Origin of the sequence: Sphingobacterium sp. B16(2022) (assembly GCF_012030425.1) — a bacterium.
GTDB lineage: Bacteria > Bacteroidota > Bacteroidia > Sphingobacteriales > Sphingobacteriaceae > Sphingobacterium > Sphingobacterium anhuiense.
Genome location: NZ_JAAUVN010000003.1, coordinates 530,109 through 556,393, shown reverse-complemented (window position 1 = coordinate 556,393; position 26,285 = coordinate 530,109). Strand labels below are relative to the sequence as shown.

General features: G+C 37.0%; 18 protein-coding genes. 10 read left to right on the top strand and 8 right to left on the bottom strand.

The features are described 5' to 3' along the window. Positions 1–215: 215 nt before the first annotated feature. A complete protein-coding gene (locus HCX49_RS16825; RefSeq protein WP_168127696.1) occupies positions 216–2,471 on the top strand; it encodes a GH92 family glycosyl hydrolase in 2,256 nt (751 codons plus the stop codon). A 433-nt stretch (positions 2,472–2,904) separates the two neighbouring features. Continuing rightward, positions 2,905–3,078 carry a hypothetical protein gene (locus HCX49_RS16820; RefSeq protein ID WP_168127695.1) on the top strand — a complete coding sequence of 58 codons (174 nt, stop codon included), beginning with the start codon at positions 2,905–2,907 and terminating at the stop codon, positions 3,076–3,078. A 12-nt stretch (positions 3,079–3,090) separates the two neighbouring features. On the opposite strand, the gene HCX49_RS16815 is transcribed toward HCX49_RS16820, so the two are convergent. After that, on the bottom strand, positions 3,091–3,804 hold the full coding sequence (locus HCX49_RS16815; RefSeq protein WP_168127694.1) for a LytR/AlgR family response regulator transcription factor: 714 nt from the start codon (positions 3,802–3,804) through the stop codon (positions 3,091–3,093). Continuing rightward, on the bottom strand, positions 3,801–4,751 hold the full coding sequence (locus tag HCX49_RS16810; protein WP_206368560.1) for a sensor histidine kinase: 951 nt from the start codon (positions 4,749–4,751) through the stop codon (positions 3,801–3,803). Before HCX49_RS16810 ends, HCX49_RS16815 begins: the two co-directional genes overlap by 4 nt. A 361-nt stretch (positions 4,752–5,112) precedes the next feature. Here HCX49_RS16810 and HCX49_RS16805 point away from each other — a divergent pair, with 361 nt between their 5' ends. Then, the gene (locus HCX49_RS16805) at positions 5,113–6,096 is read left to right on the top strand and encodes a DUF6268 family outer membrane beta-barrel protein (protein ID WP_168127692.1); all 984 of its coding nucleotides are present in this window, start codon (positions 5,113–5,115) and stop codon (positions 6,094–6,096) included. Between the two features lie 70 nt (positions 6,097–6,166). On the opposite strand, the gene HCX49_RS16800 is transcribed toward HCX49_RS16805, so the two are convergent. The 3 genes from HCX49_RS16800 to HCX49_RS16790 form a co-directional block, all read right to left on the bottom strand. Continuing rightward, the gene (locus tag HCX49_RS16800; protein WP_168127691.1) at positions 6,167–6,910 is read right to left on the bottom strand and encodes a DUF2490 domain-containing protein; all 744 of its coding nucleotides are present in this window, start codon (positions 6,908–6,910) and stop codon (positions 6,167–6,169) included. Between the two features lie 163 nt (positions 6,911–7,073). Next, positions 7,074–7,625, bottom strand: a complete 552-nt coding sequence (locus HCX49_RS16795; RefSeq protein WP_168127690.1) for an outer membrane beta-barrel protein — start codon at positions 7,623–7,625, stop codon at positions 7,074–7,076. Between the two features lie 339 nt (positions 7,626–7,964). Next, entirely contained in the window at positions 7,965–9,017 is a 1,053-nt protein-coding gene (locus HCX49_RS16790; RefSeq protein ID WP_168127689.1) for a hypothetical protein, read from the bottom strand. Positions 9,018–9,228: 211 nt separating this feature from the next. Here HCX49_RS16790 and HCX49_RS16785 point away from each other — a divergent pair, with 211 nt between their 5' ends. The 7 genes from HCX49_RS16785 (at position 9,229) to HCX49_RS16755 (ending at position 21,091) form a co-directional block, all read left to right on the top strand. Beyond that, positions 9,229–9,609 carry a DoxX family protein gene (locus HCX49_RS16785; protein WP_168127688.1) on the top strand — a complete coding sequence of 127 codons (381 nt, stop codon included), beginning with the start codon at positions 9,229–9,231 and terminating at the stop codon, positions 9,607–9,609. Positions 9,610–9,857: 248 nt separating this feature from the next. Further along, positions 9,858–10,952 (top strand): mechanosensitive ion channel family protein, encoded by a 1,095-nt coding sequence (locus HCX49_RS16780; RefSeq protein WP_168127687.1) that lies wholly within the window; start codon positions 9,858–9,860, stop codon positions 10,950–10,952. Between the two features lie 314 nt (positions 10,953–11,266). Next, the gene (locus tag HCX49_RS16775) at positions 11,267–13,699 is read left to right on the top strand and encodes a TonB-dependent receptor (RefSeq protein WP_168127686.1); all 2,433 of its coding nucleotides are present in this window, start codon (positions 11,267–11,269) and stop codon (positions 13,697–13,699) included. A 339-nt stretch (positions 13,700–14,038) separates the two neighbouring features. Further along, positions 14,039–15,661 carry a tetratricopeptide repeat protein gene (locus HCX49_RS16770; RefSeq protein ID WP_168127685.1) on the top strand — a complete coding sequence of 541 codons (1,623 nt, stop codon included), beginning with the start codon at positions 14,039–14,041 and terminating at the stop codon, positions 15,659–15,661. A gap of 206 nt (positions 15,662–15,867) precedes the next feature. Then, on the top strand, positions 15,868–18,654 hold the full coding sequence (locus HCX49_RS16765; protein WP_168127684.1) for a TonB-dependent receptor: 2,787 nt from the start codon (positions 15,868–15,870) through the stop codon (positions 18,652–18,654). Between the two features lie 88 nt (positions 18,655–18,742). Beyond that, a complete protein-coding gene (locus HCX49_RS16760) occupies positions 18,743–20,005 on the top strand; it encodes a right-handed parallel beta-helix repeat-containing protein (RefSeq protein ID WP_168127683.1) in 1,263 nt (420 codons plus the stop codon). A 9-nt stretch (positions 20,006–20,014) separates the two neighbouring features. Then, positions 20,015–21,091 (top strand): phytase, encoded by a 1,077-nt coding sequence (locus HCX49_RS16755; RefSeq protein ID WP_168127682.1) that lies wholly within the window; start codon positions 20,015–20,017, stop codon positions 21,089–21,091. Between the two features lie 529 nt (positions 21,092–21,620). On the opposite strand, the gene HCX49_RS16750 is transcribed toward HCX49_RS16755, so the two are convergent. From HCX49_RS16750 to HCX49_RS16745, 3 genes are all read right to left on the bottom strand, one after another. After that, entirely contained in the window at positions 21,621–23,405 is a 1,785-nt protein-coding gene (locus tag HCX49_RS16750) for a fimbrillin family protein (RefSeq protein ID WP_168127681.1), read from the bottom strand. A gap of 28 nt (positions 23,406–23,433) precedes the next feature. Next, positions 23,434–23,580 carry a hypothetical protein gene (locus tag HCX49_RS25430; RefSeq protein ID WP_165902358.1) on the bottom strand — a complete coding sequence of 49 codons (147 nt, stop codon included), beginning with the start codon at positions 23,578–23,580 and terminating at the stop codon, positions 23,434–23,436. Between the two features lie 936 nt (positions 23,581–24,516). Then, entirely contained in the window at positions 24,517–26,001 is a 1,485-nt protein-coding gene (locus HCX49_RS16745) for a fimbrillin family protein (protein ID WP_168127680.1), read from the bottom strand. Positions 26,002–26,285 lie beyond the last annotated feature (284 nt).

Sequence of the window (26,285 nt, the reverse complement as noted above, 5' to 3'; positions counted from 1 at the left end):
TCTGAAAGTTAGCAAATTTAATAATTGGTTACGATGAATAGCTGTGGATAAACTGGAATATATAAGGACGGCAGTTTAAAAAAGTAAAACAAACGGGACAGATCACAGTTTCTAAATAATACTGCTATAAATAGACCCTATATTGTCAAAATAAATTATCTTTAAGATCTTAAATGTTATTTTTCCTTAAACCGTTGATTACTTAATTGTTTACCATGTTAAAAAAGATTATTAAACATAAATCGAATACGCTATTACGCACAATATATTGCTGTTCTTTTCTTTCGATTTTTTTGCTAAAAGGTTTTTCTCAGACTCAAGGCCCCAAAGAATATGTGGATTATGTCAATCCTTATATGGGAAACATCAGTCATTTATTGGTGCCGACTTACCCGACCGTTCATCTACCAAATAGTATGTTGCGGGTTTATCCTGAGCGAGCGGACTTCACTTCAGATCGCTTATTTGGTCTTCCGCTTATTGTTACGAGTCACCGTGGAAAATCGGCTTTTAACTTGAGTCCGATGATAAAATTACCATCCGATCTGAAACCCGTGCAACTGTACAGTTATGATCAGGAAGAAATAAATCCCTATTCTTATTCGGTACAGTTGGATCAGGAGGATATCAAAGTCGATTATGCGGTATCACATCAGTCGGGTATGTACACCTTTACTTTTCCTACCAAATCAAACAAGTATCTGCAGTTCAATTCACATGAAGGAAAATTGCTGTGGGATGGTCAGGGGCTTTCCGGTTCCCAGGATATCGGTAACGGTACCCGTGTCTATATCTATGCTGTGCCTGAATCAAAACCAGTAGCGATTAGTGGTTTGAAAGGCTCGAAAGTGGAAAAAAGTACTGAAGTTGCAGGTAAAAATGCCTGTATCGTATTGCAATTTGACCAATCTGGATCAGCCTTACGGATGAAGTACGGTATTTCTTTTATCGACGTTGCACAGGCAAAAGCCAATCTGAAACGTGAGATTACGGATTTTAACCAAGAGAAATTAGCCGCCAATGGACGAAAGATCTGGAATGAGGCTTTAGGGAAAATTGCTGTAGAAGGTGAAAATGAATCGGATAAAAAAGTGTTTTATACTTCTTTATATCGGACCTATGAGCGTCCTGTTAATATTTCTGAGGATAATCGCTATTACAGTGCATTTGACGGAAAAGTACATGATGATCAAGGGAAAGCATTTTTTACAGATGATTGGATCTGGGACTCGTACAGGGCGCATCATCCGCTTCGGGTATTGCTCGATTCGGATAATGAAGCCTTGATTTTGAATTCATTTGTTCGGATGTCCGAACAAATGAAGGAACCTTGGTTGCCTACTTTTCCTGAAATAACTGGCGATAGCAGGCGAATGAATTCCAATCATGGTGTCGCCACCTTGTTGGATGCTTACCGAAAAGGAGTACGTAATTTCGATATTAAGAAAGCGTATTTAGCGGCCAAGGGAGCCATTACTGAAAAAACTTTAGCGCCATGGTCAGGTAAACCTGCCGGAAAATTGGATGATTTTTTTAAAGAAAAAGGCTATATACCTGCACTATACCCTAATGAGAAAGAAACAATACCTGAGGTTAATGGTTTTGAAAAAAGACAACCTGTAGCAGTAACTTTGGGCACGTCCTATGATCTTTGGTGCTTGGCCCAATTGGCCAACGAGCTAGGTATGAAAGCGGATTATGAACTGTTTATGAAACAGTCATTCAACTATAGGAATCTATTCAATGAGCAAACTAAATTTTTCCATCCAAAGGACGATAAAGGAAAATTTATTATGCCTTTTGATTATGTGTTTTCAGGAGGACAGGGGGCGCGTGAATATTATGGCGAAAATAATGCCTGGATATACCGCTGGGATGTACAGCATAATATTCCGGATCTTATCAAATTGATGGGTGGTAATGAACTGTTTATTCAATATTTAGACGATATGTTCCAGCAACCTTTGGGCAGATCTAAATTTGATTTTTATGCGCAGCTTCCTGACCATACCGGAAATGTAGGACAATTCTCTATGGCCAATGAACCTTCGCTCCATATTCCATATCTATACAACTATGCGGGACAGCCTTGGATGACACAAAAACGGATTCACAAATTGGTAGGAGAATGGTTTAGAAACGACTTGATGGGAGTACCTGGAGATGAGGACGGAGGGGGTATGTCAGCGTTTGTTGTTTTTTCACAGATGGGATTCTATCCGGTAACTCCTGGACTTACTTCTTATAGCATAGGTTCTCCATTCTTCTCAAAAGCGAGTATACAACTTCCCAATGGCAAGTCTTTTGTTATTATCGGAAAAAATGCTTCGGAAAAAAATAAATATATTCAGTCGGCCAAATTGAATGGCCAACCTTTGAATACAGCACAATTAGATCATGCGGATATTCTTAAAGGGGGGATACTTGAATTTGTTATGGGTGATAAAGCCAATAAAAACTGGGGTAACTAAATCATCACATTTAAATATTTTCTGCATACAATTAGTACAAGAAAGCGTGGTCATTTATGCAGTGCTTTTCTGGTACTAATTGTATCTAACAAAAACTGCTTCCATCTTATTTCAGGCTGATATCTGATATTGGGGTGCTTGTCAAATTATATTTATACTCAGTATTAAATCTAATACTCTTAAAGCTAGCTGGAGCAGGTACTGGAGTATATTGCGGTTATTCTGCTGATATGACTATTTTCGTATAATAATCTAACCTTTTGGTATAAAATTCAAATCTGGTAAGTCCATATCGAGTAGATTTGTTTAACAATGCTCTATTCCGGTTTGATAGAGTCAGAATAATTTGGTTAAAACTAATTCAAAGAACATGGTTAAGCAGGTATTAATTTTTAAGAGTTCAATAAAAACAGTAGAGAGCAAAATTTTTTTGATGCAATTATTGCAATTGAATATGCCGGAAGTGTTTTCCCCTACAGTAGATCTTGACGATGAAGATTCGATTTTTCGAGTAGAAACAGCTGGCTGTTCTATTGACCAGTTAACCAATCTGTTGGACAGCCATAATATTCGAGTTGATTTATTGGAACGCTTTGATGTTGCCTAATCGAATGAACTCTTATAAAAGACCACTTGTATATTTTTGGAAAAAATCGTTGCGATAGATTTCTCCTATCGGTATCTCTGCATCGTCTATGTAAATGGTATGACTATCGAAAGAATCGATAAATGACATATTGATCAGGTAAGATTTACTTACCCGGATAAAGAGTTCGGAGTTCAGTTTTTGATGGATTGTTTTTAAGTTCATGGCTGTGATCAGTTTGTTGTTGCGAGTATAGATCACGACATAATCTTTTAGGGCTTCAATGAATTTGACTTCATCAAAGGTGATTTTATAATATTTTCGATCTGATTTTATCAGTATAGAATTGTCATTGCTGGCTTCAAATGTGTTTTTCTGTTCATGAAATGTCAACAGTTTTTGGTAAGCGATTGCTTTCGTTATCGCTTTTGCTAGTCGCTCCTTTTTGATCGGTTTTAAGAGATAGTCAATTGCGTCAAGTTCATACCCCTGCAATGCATACTGATTATATGCTGTCGTTAAAATCACTAATTTATCTGTAGGCAATGACTGTGCAAAATCAAGACCATTGATGGTCGGCATTTCAATATCCAGAAATAGCAGATCAACAGCATTATTTTTTAAAAATTCCATTGCCCCAATAGCGCTGGAAAATTCCCCTACAATCTCAAGGGCTGAAATTTCTTGTACCAGATTGCTCATTTCTTCACGAGCGAGAGGTTCATCATCAACTATAATACACTTCATATTGGGATCGTTAATTTTACGCTATATTCCGTTTCTTGAACAGTAATATTTAACTGATAATCATCTTGATATAACAATTCTAACCTACGTTTAGTATTGGTGAGGCCCAGCCCGCTATATTTTTTGTTAGGATTGAGGGCTAGTTTTGGATCTTTGGAATTGCGGCATTCAAAGTGAAGCTGCCCATCACTTGCCATAAAGGAAATATGAATAAAGGACGTTCCTTCTGTCGCACTTAAACTGTATTTTATAGCATTTTCGATAAAGGCCGTAAAAATATGCGGAGGTAAGAAAATATTTTTTTTAACGAGTTCAGGTTCGCATTGTATGGTCGTTTTCAAATGATCTCTTCTTATTTCTTCCAATTTTAGAAAATTGGTTATAAAGTTTATTTCTCCAGTTAAAAGTGTTTTATCGTTATCATTTTCGTAAAGCTGGTATCTTAAAAAATCCGATAGTTTGATAATGACTTCCGTTGCCATTTCAGGATCTTTCCGTATCAGTGCTTTGACATTATTCAACATATTAAACAAAAAGTGTGGCTGTATCTGGTTTCTTAGGGAAGTTAACTCAGATGTTAGGGCCAGGTTTTTGAGTTCAGATATTCTCTTATTGTCTTTGATCCAACGATTAAAAAGTTTCAGTGTTGTGGTTGTCAAAATAATGGGAATACTGACTAAGATCCCGTTGAAAAAATTCATGTTTTGCCGCTTATCAACTTTTAAATTTGCAGCCGTTATAACATGCATATAATTGGAAACATACATGACGATCAGTAAACTTCCAATAACCAATAAGATTAATAATATTATATAGATCTCATACCTTCCCTTGAAAAAAAAACGTGGTATCAGCAGATACATGTTGATGTAGAACATACATACAAAAACGATCCATACTGATAAATGTAGATAGGTTTTATATGGATCAGATAGCTCTGTCTTCATGTCTGAATTGAAAAAAAGCAAAAGGAGCCCCACTACAAATACGCTGTGGCGGAGGACCCTATATTTTTTTTCGGTCAAGTAACGTATGATTATTCCATTTTTAAAATCTTGCATCAGTTCTTAGTAATAATGTTACTGTATAGGAACAAAAGTAATTTTTTTTGAGCCTACTCTAATTTCTTTTATACCAAGAGTGCTTTTTTTTATACCAAAGTAATTGAAGTAGTATGGTGTGCGTTCTATATTATTCTAAGAAAGGATCTTTTGTATAAAATAAAGGGTGTTTCGTCTAAAATGTATTTTTCATATCCACATTTAGGATATTCTTGTACCGTTTTATCAACCATTTATCCATTGTTATATGTTAAAAAAGATTTTGCTCATATTTGGAATAGGCATTTACACTTTTGTTACCAAAGCCCAGACAAAAGACAGTATCCCAGACAAAGTCCGTGCTATTATTGCGGATAAATTTCCGGCGATCCGCGTACTGAATCTGGAGTACGAAATTGTTGGTGGGTTTAAATATGCTTCAAAGTATTTAAAGAATCCACTTCCTAAGGGAGAGGTTCAAAATATGAATCAAGCGAATGCCAGTATGAATGTCAACTTGATGAAGAGAAAAAATTGGACTTTAGGAACGCTTGTGGGTTATCGGCATCTTTCTGTAGAGCTGCTGCAACCTGATTTGAGTACACGGCAAATATATCAGGAGAAGCAAGATTATCACTATCACCATGAATCATTAAATTTTACTTACTACTCAAGATTATTTGGGAAAATGGCTATTTATAGCGCGAGTTTGATGACTGATGGAAGTGAGAAAGGCTTTGAACGTGTTCGTGGTATGCTGATGGGAAACTTGGTTCTAAAAGCTACCCGTGAGGTGCAGATGACCTTAGGTGTGGTCGGTTTATTGGACCCAAGTGCCCTTGTACCTGTGATACCTACTTTTACATATAAGAGACAGTATCAACAGGGCTGGGTGGTCGATGTCGTGTTGCCGAAAGCCGTTTATCTTCGTAAAACTATTTTGGGTAATGGACGTGCATCTTTTGGATCGGAGCTTGATAATAATACCTTCTATATCTATGATTTTGCTGGATTATCGAGCGTCCAGATCTTCAATCAGATGAATTTGAATTCAGGGCTGCTTTATGAACACAATCTGGGCCGTTCTTTTATAGCTATGGTCAAAACCGGGATGAGAAATTCGTTAAGATCTCGAATATCAGAGAAAAACAAATCTCAGAATGATTTTATTTATGAAGCATCTACGGATCCATCTTTTTATTTTAATGCTGGTTTATCGTTTAATCCTTTTGCAAAAAAACGCGTTAATTAACGCGAATAATCCGTGAATGATATAAATGGAGCATAATATGCTACCTTTTTAAATCAAAGAGCACTATCGTTTATAATCTGAGATAAGCTGCGACCTGTATGATATTATTTACAGTCTTATTACTTCTGACTAGGCTATATTGATTCATGTAACCTGCTTCTATATCAAATTTTGGATTTACCCGCCATCCTAGTGCTAGGTAAGCTCTGTTTTGGTCAAATAACTTACCATTGGGGGCATTTTGAATATGTGCAAAAATTTCATTTTGCAGTGCAATGAAAGCACCATCAGTAAAACTAGTGGTTTCGGAAACAGGGACAATGGCACGGGTGAAATAGCGCAGTCTTTGGGCAAAATCGTAACGGTCCGTAACCAGCTCGTTTTGCTCAACAATAGGTTGGCCCATAAAGCGCTGTTCTAATCTAAAACGGTGCTGCAGTGTGAAAGGTCGATTTAGAACGGTAAATTTTTGGTTTATAATAAATTGCTCCCATATGCGATGTTCTGGTACCCAGCCATGGATAGCGCTAATATTTCTTTGGTTCCCGATGTAGGTATACCCTAAAGAGGCAATCATATTGTTCTTGATATGATAATTCAATCCCGGTCGGATAATAAAGGATTGTATGTCTTTGAGTTGATCTGTACTTCGAGCTTGTCCATCAAAATGTATGCTGAACCGGGGATTTATTTTGTAAGTGAAAAATGCGGCACTCCAACCTGTAAATGTCTGCTGTGTCTGTGCTTTTAAAGGAACACTAAATATGAACAGGAAGATCATGCAACTCTGAAGAAGAAATAATTTAGATAGCATTATTATAAAAGTTTGAATTGGTTTATTAAGTTTAAAATTTAAATCTGTTAAGTATCCTTATCCTGAATGGAAAAATAAACAAATTTATTTTACATCCGATTGAAAACAATCACATTTAGATGAACTTTAACCGAGAATTTAGATACTTCTTTTTATAAGGCTTCTAGAAAAGGTTCCATTTAACGCCTATTTGATATTGCGAAATACTCGTATTCCAGTTGTGGTATACACCAGTTTTTCTTTCTACATTTCGATATCGGAAATACAATTTTCCCAATTCTAATCCAAAAGTGTAACCCATTCGGGAACCTCTATTAAATGCCTCTTCTCCATTATTCAGTAGATATTTATCTTCATTCAATAGTTTATTGAATTCAAGGCCACCTAATAATGCAAAATTTGATGTCAGGTCTAACTTAAATAATACAGGGAAATCAAAGAACTGGAGGGCCTTGTTTCCTTTTGCAATACCGTTAACCTGATCCACAGTTTCAGAATTTGTTCTGACACGTGTTACATTATACGTGGGCTCTACTTGGATAGCCATGTTAGGCCTAAAATGATAACTTAGTATACCTCCGGCTTGAAAACCTATCCGATTTGCTGAACGGAATGATAGTCCATCAGCATGAGATAAATTTCCACCTAATTTTATTCCTGCTCCAATTTGGGAAAAAACCTTCTCAATAGGTACTAAAAGTATTAATAGAAGCACTAGTAAAGTTAATCGTATATTTTTACACATATACAAAAGTACCTTTTCTAGATAGCTCAGCTTACTGACTTTTGTAAAGATTTGGTCAATAAGTTGGGTTTTTAATAGGTTATTTTCATTTTTTACAGTTAATAAAACGACAGTAATAACAGTTTAGTCACATGGAAAAACAACTGGATGACTTTGGATAACTGTTGGCGCTTTAGGCATTAATTTACTTCCCTTATAATCAATATAGTCTTATTGATAGGTATCACTTTTATCAATAGGAGACCAGATCATGTTTAAACTTTCCAATTATGTGCTCATCCTTATTTAATTTCAATAATTAGGTATTGTTTATTTCTTTCGTATTAAATACATACTCTGACTATTGGAAGAATAGAATGCGAACCCATGGGGTGAAATATAAAATGTTGGTCTAAAATGTAGTGCTGAATAATTTGCTTCTAACACCGTATAGAATCGATTTTTGTAATCGTCAAATCTTTCTTTCTCTACAGCAATATGAGGCTCAAAAAAATTAAAATCACGATCTCCGATCTTTGTTTTAAAGAAAGCTTTCCCGCGCCAGTTTTTGACACTATATCCTGGACTTCCACCACCAATATTGTGGCTGTATTTTAATTTTTCCTCAGGGTGAAAATGTAAAAAAGTAACGTTTTCGGGTAAATAAGGATCTTGTTCGCCGGTCCAAAAAACATCGTCACGGTAACGGCCGGCATCTTCACTGCTATCAATGCTTCTGTATGCTGGTATTTCTTGCCATAGCATCTGCCATTGTTCATTCTGGTAAAAGAAAAACTGCATGTAATAATGATCATTTCTAGTTACATTTTTTAAAAACCAATATTTGCCATCTTTTTTCGCGCTTGCAATTTTTTGATTTATTTTTTCTCCAGTCCAACTCAAATCTTCATTTAAAACCTTAAAAGCATGTGTGGTGGTATCGCCATCTTGTGGCCAAGTGGTGTAATAGGCTTTTTCGTCATTGGTGAAAATGATGAAATCATCAATAAATTCTGGCCAATATTTATTTTGGGACAAGTGTAATGTATCTTCTGTAATTCCTTTACTATTTATTTTATAATAAAGCATATTACTTTGGGTCTCATCATTTTTTTCTGCATCGCAGGATACGATCAGTTGGTCATTCACAGATGGAAAGATGCGAATGGGATTAGGTGAACTGGAATGAGTGACTTCAGTTTCACAGAACAGTTTCACTTCGAAAATATCGGAATGATACTTTTCGTTAATTTCTTCAAAATTAGCATATGCCGCATCTAAGGGGTCGTTGTTGCGCTCTATAATTCCGTCGCAGGAAGTTAAACTGGATATGAAAAGGATCGTCGTGCTTAAAACTGAAGTGAAAAGGGTTGTTTTATTCATGTGATTTAATTTAATCATTATACCTGTCATTTAAAATGAAGCCAATGGTAGAAAAGAATTTTTTGGTTTTGTAAATTCGTTGTTCCCACTGTCGCAATTCACCCCTTATAATGTCGTTTTTGTAATCTGTTAATTTAAGCAAACCCTTGCATCTTTGTCATATCAATATAAACAATTTTGCAATATAAATAATTCATAAATCTTCAAAAACATGAAAAAGAATAAATTAATCTTTTGGATAGCTACAGCGATCCTTATTATCTGGGAGGGTATCATGCCTCTTGGTACGCTTTTATTTGCGCCACAGTATGTTAATGCTGGAACTAAACCGTTAGGATATCCAGACTACTTCACTTATGCACTTATTATCTGCAAAGTGCTCGGAGTAATAGCCATTTCTTATCCTAAAACTCCAAGTAAATTGAAAGAGTGGGCCTATGCCGGATTAACATTTAACCTTATTTTTGCTTTTATTAGCCATGCAATGGTCGATAAAAATATTGGATTTATGCTGTTGCCACTTGTTATACTTGCTATACTTATTATTTCTTATGTATATGGCAACAAGGCATATGGTCTTGTAGTAAAGTGACAAATCTTATTACACGATATGTCAATAATAAGTGAGAACTGTATTTTCTTCAATAGTAGATAAGCCGATTCGAGTAATCGGCTTCATTATTATTGTCGGTTAATGCTTTTTGGGGAATTGAATATATTCGTTGCGATCTCTAAATCAGTTGGTTTTGTTCCTTTTTAAAAATAAAACAAACGTTAGACCAAGCATACCGTTATACTTATAGTACATAATAATGGTAGCATAAAAAAAGAAAAATAATAATGAACGAAGAATTAATTCAACTTTCACAAAAATTTCCGGCGTGGATATGGAATACTGCATTTATACTGTTTTCGTTTGCACTCGGGATCCTCATTAAGATTTTATTTATCCCGATTTTGCGTTATCAGGCGATTGCACAGTCATCTTATTCCCTCTTTCGGTCTTTTATACGTCGATTTAATAAGATTTTGAGTCTTTTTATTCCCTTGGTTGTTTTTAACAGTTTGTTACCTTTTACGCGTTTCAATACTGCCACATTGCATATTGTCGGTAAAATAAATGAAATCTTACTGATCAGCTTTTTTGCTGTTGTTCTGATTCAGGCCATAAAAGTTTTTGAAGATTATTTATATCATCGTTTTGATATCAATAAAGAGAATAACCTGCGTGAAAGAAAAATTAGGACACAGATTGTTTTTATTCGAAAGGTCTTCATTACTATTATCATCGTTGTGTCTTTTGCCATTATTTTGTTAAGCTTCGAAAGTATGCAGAAGATAGGTGCAGGACTGCTGACGGGTGTCGGAGTTGGTGGTATAATCATTGGTTTTGCCGCTCAGAAATCTCTTGGAAATTTATTAGCAGGTTTTCAGATTGCTTTTACACAGCCCATTCGGATGGATGATGTGCTGGTCGTTGAGGGCGAGTGGGGTAAGGTCGAAGAAATCAATCTGACTTATGTCGTGGTTAATATCTGGGATAAGCGCCGTCTGGTGCTGCCGATTACCTATTTCATCGAAAAACCTTTTCAGAATTGGACGAGAACTACGGCAGAGATTTTAGGAACTGTTTTTATTTATGTTGATTTCGCGATTCCTGTCCCACAATTACGAGAAAAATTAGGCTCATTGCTTATGCATCATCCTTTGTGGGACGGTAAGGTCAATGCCCTGCAGGTCACTGATCTAAAAGAGCGAACGATGGAGATTCGTTGCTTAATGAGTTGCCGAAACTCGGGACAGGCTTTTGATCTTCGCTGTTATGTAAGAGAAGAGATGATGAGTTATATAAGGACAAATTTCCCAGATTGTCTTTCTAAATCGAGAATTGATTATGGCGCTGAAGTTAATAGAAGTGAACTAAGAGGAATGTAGCAGTTTCATTTTCTAATCTATTCTCTTTCGTGTAAGTAGACTATGGATAATTCTGAAAAATGAAGTTATCAAGGGGCAATAAACGATCGTTTATTGCCCTTATTTATTTTAAATTTAATGGACTCATAAAAATCCAACTAGGATTTTTCATTCTTAAATGAAAGAAATGTGTTTTGCATTTTCTTGCATTATTATGATGTAGGTAGATGTGTTTATTATTGAAATACAACTTTTTTTGAAATTATATGCATTTTATTGCGTATTTTGATTTAAATTGTTACTCTTGCTGTAAGTTATAATCACTGAATAAACCAATGGTATCACCTCAATTTTTAAGAATTGTATTAATAGGAATACTTATTTTAACTGGTATAACGCTCTACTCACAGGTTAATGATAAATACATTACTGGAAAAGTGGTCGATCGTAATATGTCACCTATAACTTTAGCGACGGTAAGCTTACATGATCGGAACGATAAGCTCATTTTAAGTACCTCGACTGATAGTCTCGGACAATTTAATTTAAGATTTGGAGTAAAGGGTAAATATTTTGTTAAAGTGAGCCATGTTGGCGACAAAGATTATCAATCTGCAATTTTTGAATTAATTGATGTTAATCTGGGAACTTTAAAACTTCTGCCACTGGAGAATATCTTGGAAGAAGCCACTGTTGAAGGTAGGAAAAAAACGGTTCAGGTTGATGGTGGAACATTTATTTATAATGTCGAAAATACACTGGGTGGACAGGATGTTTCTGTTTTGGAAGCACTGAAAAGAGCTCCCGGGGTATTTGTGGAAAATGAAAGCGATATTACACTCAATGGAAAAAGTGGTGTACAGATTTTATTGGATGGTCGACAGACGTTTCTTTCAGGAAAAGAGCTGACAGATCTTTTAAAATCTCTATCTTCCAACAACCTTAAATCTATTGAAATTATCAATAGTCCAACGGCAAAATATGAGGCAACTGGGGCTGCGGGAATCATCAATATCAATACAAAGAAAAATCAGGTAAGAGGGTTAAATGGTAATGTCAGCACTGCTGTTGCCTATGGTATCAGTGCAAAACAACTTCAGAACGCGACGCTTAATTATCGGGTGGATAAATTAAATATATTCGCGAACTATAGTCATACATTGGGTAATTATCATTACCTGTATGGTACAAACAGGCAACAAAATGGTAAAGCTTACAATAGCCATACCAAGGATGTTGACAAACGTCAGAAGATGTCCAGTCAGGTTGGAATCGATTATTATCTGAATGATAAAAATACAATCGGTTTTCTGGCTAATGGTAATTTTATTTTTGGTGGAGGTATCACTGATACCAGAACGGAGATTAGCACGTTGCCATCCTTATTAATGGAAGAGTCGCTGGATGCGATTAACGATTATTATGGACAGCGCACTGCCAGATACAATTTTAATTTCAACTACAAATATGAAGATACGTTAGGACGAAGTTTAAATCTTGATGCTGACTATGGTTTTTTTGATAAATGGAATAAAAACCTACAATCCAATATTTACCGTGATCATCAGCAAAATATCCTTCAGGAAAATCTGTACCGTACGCTCAATGAGATAGATATTGATTTAAAGGGAATAAAGTTGGACTATGGGATGAACTTATGGCAGGGGAAATTGGAAACGGGTTTTAAGTATTCAAATGTAGGTTCCAAGAATAATGCTAGGTTTTTCCATGTTGATAAAGGCCCGGATAGCCTCGATAACAGACGCACCAATGATTTTCATTTTTACGAGCACACGACAAGTGCCTATATAGATTATAAAAGAACGTTAGGAAAATGGTCGCTACAGGGTGGAGTACGTATAGAGAATTCGAACTCTAAAGGAACGCTTTTTTATAACGAGAATGGGGCAGAACTGGATGATGATATCAAAAGAAATTTCACCAATTTATTCCCCTTTTTTTCTGCTACGAGACCGTTAGGGGAAAACCAAACTGTTTCTTTATCTTATGCCAAGCGTATTGAGAGACCAGCATATCAGGATCTGAATCCCTTTATTTATATGCTTGACGAATTATCTTTTTGGCAAGGAAACCCCTTTTTAAGTCCCTCATTAACCCACCGCTTGACTGTTCTTTATTCATTAAAAAGCGCAACGGTAGTTTCGTTTAATTTTGCTTATACTGATCAGCTTAACGCGAAGGTGACCGATACGCTGGACAATGATAAAATAGTTATGATCAGTAGAAATGTAGGAATACAAAAGCACTGGTCTTTATCCCTGACACAGAATTTTACACCTAAATCCTGGTGGGATCTTACTTTTAATGGTCTTCTATATTATATTCAAAATGATGTTTCTTTTGATCAGTATAGAAATCTGAACTTACAACAAGCGGCAGGACGTGTCAGTTTGGTGCAGTCCTTTCGTTTACCTTTTAAAATGAGAGCAGAAGTAACGGCGGTTTATAATTCAAATCGCCTGAGTGGAGCAAATACGATAAGCAGGGAGATCAGTCAGGTGGACGTTGCTTTTCAAAAAATCCTTTTAAACGATAAAGCAACAATTCGATTTGCTATTAATGATATCTATAAAGGCAACCAGAGTAAGTACACTCAAAATTTTCCTGGCTTTGTGTCTAACAGTTATGGGTATTACGAGTCGAGACAGGTACGGTTAAGTTTTAGCTACCGTTTTAGTAATGGAACAACGAGAGCGCAACGTGCGCGAAAATCAGCACTGGAGAACGAAAGTGGAAGAATACAATAGTATTTACTTTGAAGAAATCGCTATTTAGATTGAAAAATTTTTATGCCATCAAAGTAATTTCCATTTTGTAATCCAACCAGTAAAATCCTTTCATTATTTGAATCATTTAAACCAGTTCTTCTATTGGGATGTGGTATTTTTATTATTTAAAGGCATATATGTTCTGTTTAGAGATAGTTCCCTAGTGTCTTGTAATATGCTTTAACACATTTTTACACGATATGATAATCAATCTTTTTTGTTCTATGATGTTAAGTGGCCGTGCATGTAATGTGATTTAATATTCTGTTAACATGCTTCGTGTACATTTGCACAGCAACATCAATTAGTTACTTGAATATGAGGATTTCTGATAAAATTATATTTTTAATACTATTTATAGCACAGGCATTTATCGGTGACACCGCAAATGCACAGGTAGAATCATTTAAAGATATTCGGGTGTTAAGTCAAAACTATCCTGATTCTGCGATTACGCTAGTCAAAAAGCGGTATGCTGAGGCCGTTGGTGATAAAGACTTGTTATTACAAGCTAATTGTTTACAGGCAATAGGGTGGTTATGTGTTAATCAAGGGCATTATGGACAGGCGCAAGATTATTATTTCCAAGCGGACCGTATCTACACCCAGTTAAATGCGAAACAATTACTCGCATCTAATTGGAGTGATATAGGCGAACTCAATATTTTTAATAAACAGCATGATCTAGCTAAAAATTACTTTAATAAAGCGCTCCATTCTTTCAGAGCTGAGAAAGATAAAAATGGTGAAGCTGGTGTATTGGGCAATATTGGTCATCTATTTGAAAAGGTCGCTGATTATGATTCGGCATTCGTATACCAAATGCGGGCCTTAGCGATTTATAACGAAGAAGGAAATAAAAATGGCGAAGCTAAGATTCATGAGAATCTGGGTAGTATTTATGAAGATTTGGAACAGTATGATCGGGCATTTGATCATTTTGAAAAAGCACGTGACTTATATGATGAAACGCAAGACAACTACGGAAAGATTGTAGTGGTGAATAATATGGGTGATATTTTCAGGAAGACCGGCAAGTTTTCGGAAAGCATAAAATTAACAAAGTGGGCTTTTGATATGGCAGAGAAATTGGGAGATGTGTATCAGATGTCGGCAACGACTAAAGATCTAAGCAAAACATATGCATTAAGCGGTCAAATGGATAGTGCTTATGTTTATGCAGAGCGAAGTCGGAAGCTTGTGCTGGAGTTATATAGTGTAGATGGGGCTAGGCATACTGCTTTTTTTCAGGCACTTTATGATATGAATCAAAAAACAGAAGAAATTGAACAATTGCAGGTCACTAAAAAGATCAACTCCATTTTATTGCTGGGAACTATTGTTTTTTTGATCTTGTTAATTATTTTATCGTATGTGCTGTATAGCCGTCAAAAAATAAAGATCAATAATCAGATGACCGAGTCGCGAAAGCAAGAAGCGGAAAGGGAATTAGCAGAAATTGCACTTAAAAATCAGTTGCTCGAAGATAAACAGCTTAAGCAGGAACTGACGCTCAAAGAGAAGGAATTGACGTCGCATACTTTGAATTTAATCCGTAATAACCAATTTTTGGAACAGCTCCGAGATGAGTTAAAAGTAATGGTTAAGGATGAACGACGGGATCAAAAAAAGCAAATGCACGATCTGGTTTTGCAGATCAATGAAAATATTACACAGGGTATTCATTGGAAAGAATTTATGGTGACTTTTGAAAGAGTACATCATAGTTTTTTTGAAAAACTAGTACAACGGTTTTCAGATTTAACTGCCGCCGATATGCGCTTGATTGCATTGCTTAAAATAAATTTGAACAACACGGATATTGCTGTGCTTTTGGGGATATCACAAGATAGCCTTCGTGTGGCTAGACATCGCCTGAGAAAAAAGTTAAAATTGGAACAAGGTGAAGATCTTACAGGTTACCTACTCAGTATTTCATAATTTCTTAACATAACGATAACGGAATGGTAATGGCGTTTATTTTTCTGTTAATCGATTGATTAATAGTTTGTTGATTGATTTTGTTTCCTTGTTGTATAGTCCGTAAATCTCGTTGTTTCCTTGTTGTAACGCTTGCTATTTTGTGAAACTGAAATTGGATGTCATATTTGCTCAACGATCAAAGATTCATATATAATCTAAGCAAAATGAAAAATTTTTTAACGGTATTACTTGCCTCCAGCATTTCGGTCAGTGCAGCATATGCAACCAAAATCAAAGGTAAAGTATTGGATGGTCAAACCGGTGAAGCCATAACTGGAGCCACTGTTTTTTTGGAACAAAGCGGACTATCTACCAAAACACAATTGGATGGTTCATTTGAATTAAAGGGATTGTCCGCAGGAAAGGTCAAAGTACATATTAGACATATGGCCTATGCCGAATTTACCCAGGAAATCGAAATTAAAAAAGAAGATACTCCCCATTTTATTTTTCAACTTACTTCTACAGATCAAAAATTGATGGAGGTAACGATCAAAGGACAGCGAAACGGCGGTGATGATGATCCCAGTGCGAGACGGCTGGAAAAGAACGCATCGCAGATCATGAATGTTGTTTCGGCTAGAGCTATTGAGATTTCTCCAGATATCACGGTCGCAAACGTTGTGCAACGCGTATCGGGGGTTTCTATAGAACGGAATTCTAATGGAGAAGGGCAGTATGCCATTTTAAGAGGTATGGATAAGCGTTATAACACAACCTTGGTCAATGGTGTAAAAGTACCAAGTCCAGATAATAAGTATCGCTACGTACCATTGGATTTGTTTCCTTCAGATATGTTAGAACGTCTGGAAGTATACAAATCGCTTACACCAAATATGGAGGCAGATGCTGTTGGCGGTGTTGTGAATATGGTTATGAAAGCTGCGCCAAGCAAATTATTACTACAGGCTAATTTGGCGACGGGATATAGTCAACGTTATTTTAATCAGGACTTCGGAAGTTTCGCGGCCGGTGGAACTTCATCCAAATCACCTTATGAACTTCATGGTAAAAATTACAATGCGACTGCAGCAGATTTTAATAAAGGGGTATTAGACTATACCTATAAAAAACCTTCGCCAGATGTCGTTGGTAATTTAACTTTCGGGAACCGCTATCTGGATGATAAGCTGGGTATAATCTTGGGGGTAAGTTATCAAAACCTGCACCGCGGAAGCCGCTCTATTTTTTATAAATCTGCTGTGGTCGGCGTAAATCCGAATGCTGTTATTACTGAGCAACAAGATCGTCAGTATGATGAACAGCAGCAGCGCTTAGGTCTACATAATAAAATCGACTATCGTTTTAATCCCAATCATCGTTTGAGCTTCTATCAAATGTATGTGAATCTGAATAATACGCAACTTCGTGATGCGGTCAATACCATCTATAATGGGCAATATGATCCTAATATTGGAAAGGCAGAATTGACCTATGTAACGCGAAGTCGAAAGACACAGCAACAGATCTATAACGGAACTTTGCAGGGTGATCATCGTTTTATGGATAATAGATTGAATGTAAGGTGGTCGGGTGCGCTGTCATCTGCTAGTAATCAATTGCCTCAAAATACCACGATAAGTTTAGACGGTATTCAAGAGAATTTTGAGCGTAAGCGCACTTCTCTTGTTAATAAATCGCCTGTTACCTACCGTTGGGAAAGGAATACCGACAATGATTATGCGGGATACTGGGATGTGGCTTATAAAGTGCCTATGGCAGATCGCAAATTGGAGTTATCTACAGGGGGGCTATATCGTGATAAACAACGAAGTAGTTTCTATAACAATTATAACCTTTCTCCTGCATCTGCGGAAGAGGCAAAGTATAAATATGGTGTAGATTTTCAAAATTATACGGAACTGAATTTGACCGTGACCAATCCCACCGGTGCCGTTGCTAATCCCTTGACTTATGATGCCAATGAGAAAACTACAGCAGTGTACGGGATGTTCAATTATGAAAGTGACAAACTCCAAATGATCGGAGGGGTCCGTATGGAACATACCAATCAAGATTATAAATTACTGTTTCCTGCAGGCGAAAAGAGACCAGAAGGATCTCAAGTCTACACGGAATGGTTGCCAAGTTTGACCGTCAAGTATCATTTGAATGAGAAACAGCAACTTCATGCCGCTTATTATCGCGCGTTGAATCGTCCCGGTTTTTATGAAATCGTTCCTTCCTCTGTCGTGAATGAAGAGTTCTTAGAAAGAGGAAATCCAGATCTAAAACATGCGCTTGCGGATAATTTTGATTTACGTTATGAATTGTTTCCTGAGGCTTCGTCACAATTTTTTGTTGGCATGTTCTACAAAAAGATTAAAAACCCGATCGAGTATACGTTTCAGCCAGATGAAGTCCGCAAGCAGGATGTGTATTACACACCGGGTAATTTTGGTAATGCAAATAATTTTGGAATCGAAGTGGATTACATCAAGTACATCCAAAAGTTCGGGATAAAAGCGAATTATACCTATACACACTCGCGTATTACTACCGCGAAAATGTCACGTAGAATAAACGAAACGACACAAGATCCAGAACCTATTATTGTTGACCAAACACGTCCATTACACGGGCAGGCGGCACATATAACCAATCTATCTTTACTGTATAAGGATGCGAATAAAGGCTGGGAGGGACAATTGGCTGGTTCTTACACTGGTGATCGCATCAATACCGTATCGCAGTTTTTGAATGATGATCTATGGCAAAAAGGATTTGTGCAGCTGGATGCTTCTATTGAAAAGAAATTTAAGGCGGGTTGGGCTATTTTTGCCAAAGCCAACAATATTTTGAATACTCCGATGGAACTGTATGTAAAGGGAGTGAATCCTGAAAATGAAAAGATTGCGGAGAAGCTAACGGAAGGTGGTAATACGCTTATCAGAAAAGATCTTTACGGTCAAAATTATATCCTTGGTTTGCGTTACTCATTTAATAAATAATCGGATAGCATCAATATTTTATTTAACAATCTTGACCTAATCGTGGTTAGAAAACAAATCAATTATGACAATTAAACAATTTGTTACAATGAAAAATAACATGATTTTATCGTGTCTAGCATGTTTTTTTCTAATGCTAACGGCATGTGAAAAAGCGAATATTGACGTCGATACGAGCGAGGCTGATGGCAGTGCGATCGGCGAAGTATCCGGAGTATGGAGTAAAGGCAGTGTGCAACATATAAAAGGAGATATTATTATCCCCGAAGGCAAAACATTGACCATCGAAGAGGGGGTTACAGTTTTGATGGATACAGAGAATAAACCCGAAATTGTGGTCTTGGGCAATTTGTATGCACTCGGAACAGATGATAATCCAATCAGGTTTACCGTAGAAGAACAGTATAAAACTAAAACCAATGAATTTGGAAAACTTTGGGGTGGAATTTTAGCGGCTCCGAGTTGTCAAGAGCTGGTTTTAGATCATACCGTTCTGGAATATGGCGGTGCGATTACATCAGATGCTTCAACTTCTGTGAAGATGGGTTTGTATAAGAAAGTATCGGGAGAGGCACTACCTGCGCTTTGGTTTTCCAATGTTGATGGGAAATTAGTGGTCCAGAATAGTACGATCAGTCATTTTCATGAAGACTGTACATATATTGAAGGTGGAAAAATAATCTTCGCTAATAATAGCTTTTTCTCAAATGGTGTGACAGGAGGTGAGGCGATGAACTTTAAATCTGGTTCTATTGCCGATGTTGCTTACAATCTGGTTTACAGTGTGAATACGAATGCTTTAAAGCTGTCCAATTCGGGTGATAAGACTCCCCAGGCATACATTATGGTGTATAATAATACAATGCTTAATACGGGTTGGCGCAGACCTACAGCCAAAGGTGGTTCAATATGGATAGAGGCATCTGTAAGAGTGGAGATCTACAATAACCTTTTTGCCAATACCCGATTTGGCGTCAAGCGGGATCCTAAAAAACCGGAAGATAATCGCTCAATATTTAGTAATAACTGGTACTTTGGTCAAGATCAATTAACTGTAGATCAGTTTCAGGTTGGAAAGAATGATATTGTAGCAGGATCAAATGATGTTAGAGGTAAACTAGCGGGAGAGAACAATCCGAAATTTGTAACTTATCCTTTGGAGACTTCGGTTAATAACTATGTGTTTGATTCGGCTTGGGACTTTAACCTTCAAGGGAATTCTCCAGCCCTAAAATCGGGAACTTTATCTTTTAAACCACATTTCATTACCGGATTGGTCATGTCAAATGGATTAACCTATAACTCACCTGCACCCGCAGTTTATGCAGGTGCTTTTGGAACAAAATTTTAATTACTCAACATGATAACTTTAAAAACAACACTATCTATTTCTTTGGTCGTATCAGCGATATTTCAGGTGGCTTGCAATAATCCACAAACTAATACTGTCGCTACAGATACCATTAAGCCCATTTTCGTGACCGATGCGGTGCGTTATGATTCCGATGATCCTGCGATCTGGATCAATAAATCTGATCCAAGTAAGAGTTTAGTGATCGCAACGGATAAAGATGCTGACGGAGCGCTTTTTGTCTACGACCTAGCAGGTAAAATTGTAAAGGATAAGGTCGTGCGCAATTTGAAGCGCCCGAATAATGTGGATGTAGCTTATGGGTTGATCTTGAATGGTAAGCCTGTTGATATTGCTGTAACAACAGAACGTATGACGCATAAATTGCGGATATTTTCGCTCCCTGATATGAAGCCTATTGATCAGGGCGGATTGGATATGTTTGCAGGTGAAACAGCGCCTGATTTTAGGGATCTCATGGGCATTGCGCTGTATACTTCATCCAAAGGACAGATTTATGCTATTGTGGGGCGGAAAAATGGTCCTAAGGATGGCTATCTGTGGCAATACCTATTAGAGGATAATGGTTCGGGTGCAGTAAAGGCAACTTTTGTCCGCAAATTTGGTTCTTTTAGCGGAAAGAAGGAGATCGAGGCAATAGCGGTGGATAATGAACTTGGATATATCTACTATTCGGATGAACAGGTGGGAGTAAAGCAATATTATGCAGATCCTGCAAAAGGAAATGAGCAACTGGCTTTATTTGCAACTGAAGGTTTTAAAGAAGATCATGAAGGTATTTCTATTTATAAATTGACCGATAGTACGGGATATATATTGGTTTCGGATCAGGGGGCAAATCGTTTTCAGATTTTTAGCCGAGAAGGAACTAAGACAAATCCATTTGAACATAAGCACTTGAAAACGGTGCCGGTCATGGCTACACAAAGTGATGGTTCGGAGGTTGTATCGGTTAAATTAAATGATACATTTAAACATGGTCTTTTTGTTGCGATGAGTGATGATAAAACTTTCCATTATTATCGCTGGGAAGATATTGCAGGTACAGATTTGAAAATGAAGTAGCTGGTTGGTCTTGGGGTAATGAGGCAGGTTTTTTGAACCGGTGGGAAATGCTCTTACGATACATCATAGAAAAGCTTATGTACAACGATTGGAATGAAAGGGTGAGTTGATATGACCTTAAAACATCCTTTTTCATCTGGTTTTTACATGGAAACCATTATTATTAATTTAGAAATCAGGGGTATTTCACTTTGTAAAAACTGTTGATTCGCAGTGGTATATAACTTGCTATGATACCGATAAAAACGAGTTTAAAAGAGGAATTCAAATTAAAGGTAGAATTACTTCTGCCTATAATGTGGTTAAATATTAAAATCGCTAAAATTTTCTTTGTTATATTTATTACTCTTAGTGTTATGAAATATAATCTAGGTTTTTAGATTAAATAATGGAAAAATGAGAAGCGTGAATAATAGTTATGGTTTTTAGTAACAAATTAAAGTTCATTTAAACAATAAGAGGCGTTTCAAATTGAAGCGGCTCTTATTGTCTATGGAATTCTTAAAGCTTAGTCTGCTTTTATATATTCTTATAATGCCGGCTCAGGATTATAGCCTGGCATTACACTTTCAATATCCCAGCTTTGATCACGTACGCAACGTACATTCATCAGTTCTGAACTGATGACATCTAATCCCAAAAGATTGATGTTTAATAAACCTGCTCCAGTAGAAGCTATAGTTGCAGAACCTAGTAAACCAGATGCTTTGTAACCAATGAAACTTTGAGCGCCAACGCCTGTTCCTAGAAGAGATAAATCGATCAATTCACTACTTGACCAGAAAGCGGCATGTTTACCTTGAGTGTTGCCTAAATTTAAGGAAACTAAATCTGATAGTACAGAAATTTTTGTTTGAGAACCATTATAGTTGAACCGAAGTACGTTTTGCGAATCATTATACGCAGGATTAGCTCCTGTTGCACCTGCATATTCAAGAGCTTTGTTGTTTTCTGATGTTCCTTTTGTTTTCGAAGGCAATACGAGATCCAATACACCGCCTAGTAAGTCTCCTAAAAGTCCCGCTCTTGATGTAACGGCTCCTACTTGTGATGCAGTTGGTGTTTTCCAAAGTCCAGCAGGATAGACAAGTGCGCAAGGATCTTTTTGCTTTTTAGGATCGTTAGACGCTAATGTCATCGGAAGATGTCCTTTAAAACTAAAATATGCTCTTGGGTCTGCGATTGCATTGAAATCGTTTGTTGGATTGAAACGGTATGGTGTCGCATCGCCCGCTTTATAATATAGGTTCGATCTTGACCATTGTACACCATCGCGTGTCAATGCAGACTCTGTAAGTCCTAGTAATAGACGGTGGTTTTTACCGCGCTCAGGGGAAATAGCTTGCGTTTGACTTAACGTTGATGTTGAAAATACACGATTTGTACCATTGTCAAGCTTGATGTTCAGATCTTTAACAACGACTTTAATAGCCTGAGGAGTCTCGTCTGCAGTATAATAATAAGCTATCTTTTGACTCGCGTCCCCTTCACTTGTATTGATAAATGAAGCAAATGATATTTCTGGAGTATGAGCGGCTTGTGCCAAAACTAAAGCTCCTGTTGTTAAATCAACTGTCGCCGTTTTTGTGCTGTGACCGGTCACTGTCACTGCCGCAGAGTTCATTGGTCCGAACATACCTTTTGTGTTCAACTCGATGCCAATACGTGAAAATAAACGATTGAAAGTAATGTTAATTGGACTTGTGTTATCACCGATTGTTAAATCTGCTGTTGAAGAAGCAAAAAGAATATCTTTATTCTCTGGTAATAAAAGTTGATCGTCTGCTCCACGGTCTGCTACTGCTTCTTTGTTGTTATAAGATAGGGCTACCCATTTATAGGAAACACCTTTTTTCACCTGAATTGGCGTTTCTTGCCCTACTGTAAATTCGTAAGAATTATCGTAAGTATATGTTGCCCCTTCTTTCTTATATAAGAATAATCGGTATTTGGTACCTGCGGCCATGTTTGATGAGACTGGTGTTCCGTTGGCAGCTCTTAAAGATGGAGTTTTGCTTGCTGAAGGAACTTGGTTATCAACTGCAATTACGGCGTCAAAACCATTTCCTGAAACCAGTTCTATTGATTTTTCTGAAGAAGTTTTGTGATTTGAAGTGCTTGATTTTGATCCTTTTGAATTATTGTTTTCGCCATCGCTAATGCCTGCAATGCGAACGATAATTTGACTGTTGCCGGCTGGAAGTTCTTGTCCAGATTCATTGTTGTCTTTGTTACAGCTTGTAACGGCTAGGGCGCCTAATGCAAAAAATGCTGCTAAAGCAAACTTACTTGCTAAGTTGTTCGTTTTTTTCATGATCTTTTTAATGTGGCTGATGTTGAGCTTAAAAATTATTTGTATCCCAGCCTGAGCCACCTTGACCTTCCTCATAATCACTGACGCCTGGAGCGCCGGGCTGTGCATTTCCTACTGAGGCAGCTGCGATACCTTGTTCTAATTCAATTACATGTTCCATAATGCTGGGAGCCACATACATTTTTTTTTGTTCGTTATTCATTAATTTTAATTTAAATTATCATTAGTACTGACAATAATATATTTCAGAAAAATGATTTTGTATATAAAAGCATGCTAACCATAATTAATGCCTTACGGTAGCAGATTGTTCTTTATTAAAGTGTTATTCCAGTTTTCTAGTTGCAACAGCTGTAAGAGAGCTTTTTCTGTATTCAATGAATAAGAGAAATAAACTATGATTTAGCTGTGTAAAATTAGTTTTTTGTCATTTATAAGTTAAATACTTTCATTTATTTATGCAATTTCAATGATTTGTATTTCAATAGGAAATTTTTAAAATTCCCTTATTGTAAATTTGTAACTTTTAGTTTAGTTATGCAAATGTATGTCTTTAAATATTGTTTTACAACATTTTAAATATATTTTTTATTTTTATTTACAATAACGCAAAAATTAACAAACAATATTTTCAATCACAACAACTTCTTGTTTGTGTATTTCGCTTATTTTTAGATGTGTATGTATTATTTATTGTAAAATGATAATTTTACTTCAAAATAATTACTACTCAATTGATAGCAATTTTATTTATTATAAAATAAGTCTAATTTGATTATGTTATCAATGATGGTGTTTGCTTTTTGGTTGGTGAAAAACAGTGCTGTCTAATTATTTTGTGCCAAAATAATTTTGTAAGAATTTGCTTCTTTAAGGAAGAGGGGGTACTATTTTTTATCATTTACATGAATCAGTTTGTTTCTGGCTATTTTACACTGTTTATTGATTTTTATTGCATAAATGTATTTCTGGGTATTATGTTCTATAGTATTTAATTGTTTTAAGTATTGTAATGTGTGTTAAAAAGTAAGAACGCCTCCGAAAGGGGGTGTTCTTACTTTTTTGCTTGATCTGATTGTTTACTTAAGGGGTGGTAATACCGGCTTTTATTTTATAATATGGGGTAGGGGTTGTAGTTTGGCAATGTGCTGACTGTGGTCCAGGAGTCGTCGCGTACGCAACGGACATTCATAAAGCCTGAAGCAACTAGGCCTAACCCTAAAAGGTCAATATTTAAAAGGCCCGCACTCTTAGTTGCAATTCCTCTTTGAGGTTGGAAAAGAGACATTGATTTTGTCGAGCCTAAATATCCCCATGCTCCGACACCAGTACTCAATTGATCTAACAATCCGCCGTCTAGTACGCGGTCGCTGGTCCATATTCCTGCGGTGGCTCCTGCTTCTATAATGTTCATATTGATTAGGCCATTTGCTAAGATGACATTATTTTGCACGCCGTTGTAATAGAATCGTACTCTATTTGTTCGGGAAGTTGTGCCTCCGTAGGCTGGGTTAAAACCTGCTGTAATGGGGTATTCAATATAAATCGTACCATAGTTTGATCCTGGTGTTGCTGGTAGGGTGCCTAGCAGGTCAAGTACGCTACCAAGCGCGCCGTCAAGTAATCCGCGGTTGGATGTTAGTGGGGTTATTTGAGCTTCACTCGGTGTTTTCCAGAGGCCAGCTGGATACACCAGTGCGCAGGGATCTTTTTGGTTGGCAGGGTTTGCTGATGCTAATCTGCCAGGAAGGTGGCCTTTGAATGAAAAGAAACTTTCTTGTTGATTGGGTAGATAGGGATTGTTGGCATAAAAGCGGTATGGTGTTGTTGCTCCCAATGCATCAGAAGTTCTATAGAAGAGGTTGGACCGTGCCCATTTAGTTGTGCCCAGTGTTAATGCGGATTCTGCAATGCCGACTAAAAATCGGTGGTTTTTCCCGCGCTCTGGAGTGATGGTTTTGGTCTGTGTTAGTGTGCTGAGAAAGAAATTTCTCGTAGTGCCGTCATCGAGTTTGGTGATCAGGTCTGATAAAGTTATGGTTAGGCTTTTCGCGGGCTGACCAGCTGTGTAGAAATAAGCGACTTTCTGATAGGCTTGACCTGATACTGGATTGATATCGGTAAAATCGTTTTTGGTGAGTGCCAGGTCGGTTCCGGTGGTTAGGTTTCCTATTAATTCACCTGTTGTTAGGTCGATTGTTCCTGATTTAAGTAGTTGATCTCCAGTTACAGTGATGGTTGGAGTGCTTGTCATTGGGCTGAAAAGTCCAAGTGTGTTGATCTCAACAGCAATACGGGCGAATACACGGTTGAAATTGATTACAATGGGGGTGGTGGCTCCTGTAATAGCTAAATCTGTGCTAGAAGTGGCGTAAAGCACATCTTTATTTTCTGGTAAGCTAAAGTTATTGTCAGGGCCACGTTCTTGTACTTGATCTGTTTTTGAGTTGTAGGATACTGCTACCCATTTGTAGGTGCCATTGCTGAGTTGGATTGGACTTTCAGTACCTGTGGTAAGTTCTACTGATTTTGAATAATTGTAGGTGCCGTTATTTTTTTTGTATAAAAATAGACGGTATAGTGTGCCAGTTTCCATGGGTGATGCTGCTGCTCGGGTGTTATTTGCAGCTTTTATTCCTGTTTGTGTTGTTGTTGGGCTGTTGTTGTCTATGGCGATGACAGCATCAAAACCGTCTCCCTCTACTATATTAATGGTGTGTTTCTGGAGTATTGTAGGTTTGGGGGAGGTGGATTTAGTTCCGTTAATAATACTTAGGTTCCCTTCGTTGATACTTGCGACGCGAACGGTAATCTGACTTTGGCCATTAGGGGTTTCCTGTTCTGCTTGACTATTGTCTTTGTTGCAACTACTGGTTGTGG